5 protein-coding genes are annotated in these 8,646 nt (G+C 30.3%); all 5 read left to right on the top strand.

The annotated features are described in order from the left end of the window. Positions 1 to 423 precede the first annotated feature (423 nt). Complete coding sequence (locus tag EG240_RS15635; RefSeq protein ID WP_125020269.1) at positions 424 to 1,974, top strand: type I restriction-modification system subunit M; 1,551 nt, start codon at positions 424 to 426, stop codon at positions 1,972 to 1,974. A gap of 134 nt (positions 1,975 to 2,108) precedes the next feature. Beyond that, positions 2,109 to 3,386, top strand: a complete 1,278-nt coding sequence (locus tag EG240_RS15630) for a restriction endonuclease subunit S (protein WP_125020268.1) — start codon at positions 2,109 to 2,111, stop codon at positions 3,384 to 3,386. Positions 3,387 to 3,410: 24 nt separating this feature from the next. Next, positions 3,411 to 5,255, top strand: a complete 1,845-nt coding sequence (locus tag EG240_RS15625; protein ID WP_125020267.1) for a DUF262 domain-containing protein — start codon at positions 3,411 to 3,413, stop codon at positions 5,253 to 5,255. Beyond that, positions 5,252 to 7,597 (top strand): DUF262 domain-containing protein, encoded by a 2,346-nt coding sequence (locus tag EG240_RS15620; protein WP_125020266.1) that lies wholly within the window; start codon positions 5,252 to 5,254, stop codon positions 7,595 to 7,597. The genes EG240_RS15625 and EG240_RS15620 overlap by 4 nt, the downstream gene beginning before the upstream one ends. 3 nt (positions 7,598 to 7,600) lie before the next feature. Continuing rightward, positions 7,601 to 8,646: type I restriction endonuclease (locus EG240_RS15615; RefSeq protein WP_148096362.1), on the top strand; the 1,046-nt coding region annotated here is incomplete at its 3' end.

Here is an 8,646-nt window from a genome sequence, read left to right as displayed (position 1 = left end):
CCTTCCGAAGTTCTAATTCAAGCATATTAAATAAAGCCTCCAACTTCGGAGGCTTTACTAATTTTAAGTCGAATGTAGCATCTTCAACTAGTTGATTAAAAAACCTTCGAAACAATTAACTATCATAAAGATACATAAGGGGTTGATTTTTCTTCCAAAATTTGAATCAATTCCTTTTGGTAGTATTTATACAAATCAGGAATATTCAAAATGACTATTTCTTTTTTAAAATTTTCACAAATTAATTCAAAACGTCATGTATTGTTTTTATCGTAAATCATATTTACATTCAATAACAAAGAATGTAATTAATAAAAATGTAAAGTAGGGTAAACCCTCACTCAAAATTTACCATAATTCACCATTTTTGTACGTTTTTATACATTTTGAAATTGTATATTTACTGCAAAACAAACAAAAACAATGTCAGAAAATAACAAACAAATCCTAGAACAAAAACTGTGGGATGTAGCCAATACGTTACGTGGACGAATTAATGCAGATGAATATCGTAACTATATCTTAGGATTTATTTTCTATAAATACTTATCAGAAAAACAACATCTTTACGCCAACACGCTTTTAGAAGACGAAACGGTTAAAGAATATAAAAACGTGACTGATTTAGATACTTTAGAAGCGATTAAAGAAGAATCGTTAGCGCAATTGGGCTTTTATTTAGCGCCTGATCAATTGTTAGAAGCACTTATTAAAAGAGGAGCCGATTCGTATATCATTGAAGAATTGGAGCAAACCCTAAATTACATTGAGCAATCTACGATGGGAACCGAATCGGAAGAAGATTTCATTGGGTTGTTTCAAGATGTAGATTTAGCTTCTTCTAAATTGGGGAAAACACCCGATAAACGTAACGAAGTAATTGTTGAAATTCTTGCCAAATTAAACGAAATCGATTTTAGATTAGAAGATATCGAATCGGATGTTTTGGGTGATGCCTACGAATATTTGATTAAGCAATTTGCAGCAGGAGCAGGTAAATCGGCAGGGGAGTTTTATACGCCTCAAGAAGTTTCTACCATTTTAGCTAAAATTGTAACCTTAGGTAAAGACAAAATTCGTTCGGTTTATGATCCAACGTGTGGATCGGGTTCGTTGCTTTTACGCGTAGCGAAAGAAACCAAAGTAGCCGATTTTTACGGACAAGAGTTAAACCCAACCACGTACAACTTGGCTCGAATGAACATGATTTTGCACAACGTGCATTACTCACGTTTTAATATTGAGCAAGACGATACGTTAGAAGAACCTCGCCATAAAGACCAACGTTTTGAAGCCATTGTAGCCAATCCGCCTTTTTCTGCCAATTGGAAAGGTGATGTAAATCCGCTAAACGCTTCGGATGTTCGTTTTAACCAATTCGGGAAATTAGCACCCAAAACCAAAGCCGATTTTGCTTTTTTACAGCATATGTATTACCAATTAGCCGATAACGGAACCGTTGCCTCTGTATTTCCGCATGGCGTATTGTTTCGCGGTGCTGCCGAAGGCGTTATTCGCGAATATTTTATTAAAGAATTGAACGCCATTGATGCCATTATAGGTTTACCCGCTAATATTTTTTACGGAACCAGTATTCCTACGTGTATTGTGGTACTAAAAAAATGCCGTAAAGCCGATGATAACATCGTGTTTATTGATGCTAGTGGCGAAGGCAATTTTATAAAAGAGGGTACACAAAACAAATTGCGCGACGAAGACATTCAGCGTATTGTAGATGCGTATGCCAACCGACAAGAACTAGACAAATATTGCCACATAGCTACCTTAGCCGAAATTGCCGAAAACGATTACAATTTAAACATCCCGCGTTATGTAGATACGTTTGAAGAAGAAATAGCGATTGACGTACAACAAGTAACCGAACGTTTAAAAGCTATTAATATCGAGTTAACCGAAGTAGATAAAAAGTTAGCTTCATTTTGTAACGAATTAAACATACCCACACCTTTCTAGCCATCGACACATGTTACACTGAGCCTGTCGAAGTGGAGCCTGTCGAAGTGGAGCCTGTCGAAGTGGAGCCTGTCGAGGTGTGTAACCTGTCAAAGTGCAAAACTTAAAAGGTAAAAATTAATTAAAAAAACAAAATGAAACAACAACATAAACTACAACCTAAATTGCGCTTTCCTGAGTTTGAAGGGGATTGGAATGTATTTAAATTCAATGATTTATACGAATTTAAATCTACAAACTCTCTTTCAAGAGATAAATTAAATTATGAGAACTGTAATGTGAAAAATATACATTATGGTGATATTCATGTTAAGTTTAAAACATTGTTTGATATAACAAAAGAAAATGTTCCTTATATAAATGAAGAAATTGATTTATCAAGAATTACTGAAGATAACTATTTAAAAGAGGGTGATGTTATAATTGCAGATGCGTCTGAGAATTATGATGATATAGGAAAAGCTATTGAAGTTATTAATTTGAATAATGAAAAAGTTTTATCTGGTCTTCATACTTTTTTGGCAAGAAAAATTTCAGATTTAAATTATAATGGGTTTATTTCTTATGTCTTCAAAACAAAAATATATAGACATCAAATATATAAGATTGCCCAAGGAACAAAGGTGTTAAGCCTTTCTTCAAATAGAGTTGCAAATCTTAATTTAAACATTCCCTCCCTTCCCGAACAACAAAAAATAGCCGATTATTTAGCTACGGTAGATGATAAAATTAATTTGTTAGCAGACAAGAAAGAACAGTTAACGCTTTACAAAAAAGCCATGATGCAAAAGTTGTTCACCCAAGAAATTCGTTTTAAAGATAATAATGGAAAGGATTTTCCGGAATGGGAAGAGAAAAGATTGGGTGAAATTGCTAAAAAAATGCAAAGTGGTGGTACACCAAAGGCTTCGAATAGAGATTATTATATAGATGGAACGATTCCATTTTTATCAATTAGTGATATAACAGAACAAGGAAAATATTTAACCTACGCAAAGAAAACTATTAATAAACGAGGAATTGAAAATTCAAGTTCATGGATAGTTCCCATAAATTCATTAATTTATTCAATGTATGCTAGTGTTGGTTTTGTAACTATAAATAAAATTGAGATTGCAACTTCACAAGCCGTAATGAATATAATTTTAAAAGAAAATGATTCACTAGAATATATCTACTATTACTTAACGTATTTTAAAAAATTTATAAACCGTTTCATAGAAACAGGTACCCAAGGTAATATAAATGCAGAAATAGTAAAAAATATAAAATTACCATACCCATCCTTACCCGAACAACAAAAAATCGCCAATTTCTTGTCGGTACTAGATGAAAGTATAGAAAAAGTAAACGAGCAAATTAGTCAAACGCAAAGCTTTAAAAAAGCGATGTTACAGCAGCTATTTGTTTAAAACCAAAAACCAACCAAAAAACACATGAATGAATTTATTTATCCTATTGCGCATATTTTTTCTTCAGCAAACTTGCTACAAGAATTAAACGCAACGCAATACTATATAGCTTCGTATCAACGTGGCTACAAATGGAAATCGTTTGGTAAAAACGATCAAGTACCTATTTTATTAACCGATATTTACGAAGCATTTTCAACAAATGCCAACGAATATTATTTGCAATACATTACGGTTAAAAAAAATGCAGAAAACGCGGATTTTTTAGAAGTAATCGATGGGCAACAACGTTTAACTACTTTAAGCTTGCTATTTTATGTAGCAGAAAAGCATCACTCTATAGAGAATTGCGCCAAAGGTAAAGTGGTGTACCAGCGCTATAAAACCAATAATGAATTTCAAGATATTTTTGAGCATATCTTATCTTTAAATAAAAGCGATTCATCTTTAGATAATCAACAAGATATTTATTATTTGTATCATGCTAAAGAATGTATAAAAGAATTCTTTAGTATTCTTGGCGAAGAATTAAAACCTTATATAACTTACTTGCTAAATCATGTAAAAATTATTGTTAACCTTGAAGACGAATTAACTTCGGCCGAAGAGGTTTTCTCTAATTTAAATGACAACAAAGTCGATTTAACCAATTATTACCTAATAAAAGGTTTGTTGTTTACACAATCTACACGTTCGCCACAAAGCTCTCATTCTTTTTTAGAAATTCAAGCCAAAAGAAATCGTTTGGCTCGAAATTGGGATCATTTAAACCAATGGTTTTTAAATGAAAAACACAATCAACTGTTTTTCTATAATTATAAAATTCTGAACGAAAAGGAAAAAAATATTGGCATCAATTCTATATTGAACCTGACGAAACCTAAGAAATCAGAAAAGATTGATGAACCTCGAATTCGAAATTTCATTGAGAAAATTGAGAATAACAAAGATCATCAATCAAAAGAGATTAAAACTTCAGTAAACGAAATGGAATTGTTCAATTTGTATTTAGATCATTTAAAAACCTCGGAAAAAGCAGAAAACAAGCTAGAAGAGTTACAAAATGTAGCGAAACGAATGATGAATTGGTATGCCGATGACGAATTGTATCATTTAATTGGTTATTATGTAGCGACCAAAAATTCTATTGAAATTCTTACAAACAAAGGGAAATCGGATCTTAAAAAAGTACTTTACAAACATTTGTACGATTCATTGCAATTAGGTAAAGATAGAGCCATTTCATCTTTAGAATACGGACCAGATAATGCTATTTTAAATCGTATTTTTTTAGCGTTAAATGCATTTCCTTTGGTTTATGTTAATGGTGAAGCTACAATTAACTTTAAAAACCATTTCAGTTTTTATGATTTTACCAAAAACAATTGGAGTATTGAGCACATTTATCCTCAAAATCCAAATGTTTCGGTGGCAGATGTAATCAAATATAAAAATTGGTTTTTAGAAAAAACATCAGATGAAACATTAAAAAATGAAATAGAATCTGTAACAATAGACGAGAAAAAAGTTCCTGACACTATTCAACAATTAATTATGTTGGAAGACGTAAGCGAGCATTATATTGGCAATTTAGCCTTATTAGAAAAAGGTAACAATAGCACATTAAGCAATAATATTTTTCCTAAAAAAAGAGAGTTGTTATTAACCATGCTTGCTAAAGGAAATTTTGTTCCTCAACATACTATTAATGCGGTATCTAAAAACTTACATTGGATAGAAGAAGATAATGAAAACTATCATTTTACACCGAATTTAACCAATTGGCAATTACAAGATATGCAAGCAAATGCATCTTGGATAGAAAAAACATACAATTTATTAATGGAATTGATTAAACAAAAATTATGAAAACAGGGAGATATGCTTTAAAAGATTTGCTATTACACAACGAAGTAGATCAATTTATTATTCCTGAATTGCAGAGAGATTATGTTTGGTCTACCATTGAAATTGACAAAATTTGGGAAAGTATTTTAAAAAAATACAATGAAAAATTATCGTTTAAAAGTTCTGTAACAATTTTAGAAAATGATAAAGAACTGAACAACGATTTAATTAAAAATCATTTACAGAAACAATTAGATATAGTAAAATACAAACAAAAGTTTGGTTTTCTTTATGCGTATCATGATAAAGAACTGCCTGGTAAGTTTTTTTTAATTGATGGGCAACAACGCCTAACAACTTTTTATATTTTACTTATTGCATTATATGAAAAACTAGCATTACAAGATGAATTTGTACGTAATTATTTTGTAAATAATGTACCTAAGTTAGATTACAAGGTGAGAGAATCGGCTCACGTATTTTTGCAATTATTTTTAAAATCTTTTCATGCCAAAAAAGATTTTAAAGAAGACGCTAATTTTTTCGAGAGTGAATACAATTACGATTTAACAGTTAAAAATATCATTGCAAATTATACCCATTTTAAAACAAAACTAAACACCATTTCAACAATAGATTGGAAAGATTTTTTAGATTTTATTGAAAATTATGTCGAGTTTAATTATTTCGATACCAATTTAAGCGCACAAGGAGAAAAACTGTATTTATACATGAACAGTAGAGGTTTTAAATTATCATCTCAAGAAATCTTACGTTCCAAATTGATTGAAAAGTGTGAGGGTGATTTAAAAATTGAAGCGGGTGAAAAATGGGAAGATTGGCAAAATTTTTTCTTTAAAAACAGATTTGATAATGCAGATTCCGATTTTGGATTTGAATCATTTTTACATCATGTTGCTTATATTAAAAAACACATAAAAGGTGAATTAACCAAAGAGTTATTTGATGATTTTACAAATTTAAAATCGTTTCAAACTGAAGAGTTTAATATAGATTTTTTACAGTTATCTAAAGATACTTTAGAGCGTTTGTTATTCGAAAATCAGGAAAACGAATCTTACATAACTGATTATTTTATTAAGGGTGGAATTGACGTGAAATTATCTAAAAAAATGATTTTTAGATATCTTTCTGTTTGGTATTATTTGATAAAGTTTGAAAATAAAGTTACTGAACATGAATTAGATGTATTTAGAATGTTTGCTTTAAACCAATCGCATACTCGAAAAGTAGAAGATACTCCAATAGAAACTTTGCTGGTCTTTTTTGAATTTGTAGATAAACTGCATACAGCAAATATTTTAGATGAACAAAATATACTATTAGTTACACAATATTTTGATAATAAAGATGAAGAGTTACAACACGAAACTCACAAGCTTAAATGGTTAAAAGACGAGAACAAGAATGAGCAATTAAAAGTGTTTTTAAAAGAGTTGTATTTTGATGAAATGTTTAACGAGTTGGTGGAAGGCGAAACGGGTTGTTTCTTTTATTGGGCAGAAGAAATAAAAGAAAATCTTTTTGATTTTGATTTCATGAGAAAGTGTGTGTCTATTGTTAAACAATTGGCATTTAAAAAGGACTCAAATGGAAGGATTAGTAAAGATTTTGAATCTAAATACCTGAGAAGATTTGTTTTAAGCCATTTTGATTATTCTGATACTAAAGGAACCATCAAATCATTTGATAAGTTTAATTTAATCAATGACGAACGTGCGTTGTTTTCAAGAATTTTTCAAAAATCGGAATTTATTGATATCCTTAAAGAATTAGAGCATCACTTTGAAATCAATCTTCAAACGCTTGATTATGATCAATTAGTATTAAAACAAGATATTAATAACTGGCAATATTACATTATTAAGTATCCTGAATTAATAGAACATAGTAAGAACAATTTTTTCACTAAAGGGAATTCACTTGCTCAATACATTGTGGTTCGTAATACACAACATTCTACAAATAACCATTATTTTATGAATGTAATCACACAACATTTTTTAAATCGTTCTACTGAAAAATATATTTTCAATCTTTACGATTTAGACACTATATATTTAGATTTTGTAATTGAAAATAATAAAGTTGAAGTAACATACGATAGAGAGGATCGTTACGCAATTGATTTTAAATTTGATATTGAAAGGAATGAATGGTATTATATTTTATTTGTAAGAAGTAGCGGAGAAAAAATTATTGATGGAATTCGATATTTCTTTAGTTATGAAGTGAAGGAAAGTTTAGAACAAAATGCAATAGTATTGCATAATGATATACTTTCTATTGTAAATAATTTGCCAAATGAATTGATATTAAATGCAAGATATTTATATAAATAGCTTATGAACACACAACCAGAACAACTCTTAGAAAACAACTTAATCGATCAATTGGTTGGTTTAGGTTATAGTTACATTACGCTAAAAGATGAGCATGATGTAATAGCTAACTTTAAACAACAGATCGAAAAGCATAATAAAATTACCTTAACCGAAGCCGAGTTTAAGCAAATACTTATTTACATAAACAAAGGTAATACGTTTGAACGTGCAAAAATCTTACGTTCTCGTATTCCGTATGTAAACGATTTAGGCGAAAACAAAACCATTCAATTATTAGATAGTAAACATTGGTGTAAAAACGAATTCCAAGTTGCCAATCAAATTTCTATGAAAGGAAATTACGATAACCGCTACGATGTTACTATTTTAATTAACGGTTTACCTTTGGTACAAATTGAGCTAAAACGTAGAGGATTAGAGCTTAAAGAGGCGTTTAATCAAATCAATCGTTATCAAAAACATTCGTACGGTGCTGGTTTTGGGTTGTTTCAATTTATTCAGTTGTTCGTTATTAGTAATGGGGTAAATACCAAATACTATTGCAATGGTCGTGTAAAAGATCGTTCATTTAAGCAAACATTTTATTGGACAGATAAAGAAAATAAGCTGATTACAAACTTAGCTGAGTTTGCAGATGATTTCATGAATCCGTGTCATTTATCTAAAATGATTACGCAGTATATTGTATTGAACGAAACGCAAAAAGCCTTAATGGTTTTGCGTCCATACCAATATTACGCAGTAGAGGCTATTATCAATCAAGTAAAAACCACAACCGATTACGGCTATATTTGGCACACAACCGGAAGCGGTAAAACATTAACTTCGTTTAAAACAGCTCAAATATTAACCAGTATTCCTGAGGTTCATAAAGTTGTTTTTGTGGTAGATCGTAAAGATTTAGATACCCAAACTGCCAAAGAATTTAATAGTTTTAGTAAAGGAAGTATTGATTCAACTACAGATACTAAAACCCTTGTCAATCAAATGACGGGTAATAATAAATTAATTGTTACTACCATTCAGAAATTGAATAATGCCATTTC

The organism is Paenimyroides tangerinum (assembly GCF_003865405.1).
Classification (GTDB): domain Bacteria; phylum Bacteroidota; class Bacteroidia; order Flavobacteriales; family Flavobacteriaceae; genus Flavobacterium; species Flavobacterium tangerinum.
Note: the sequence above shows the minus strand (reverse complement) of the source record. Positions and strands in the feature narration are given on the sequence as shown.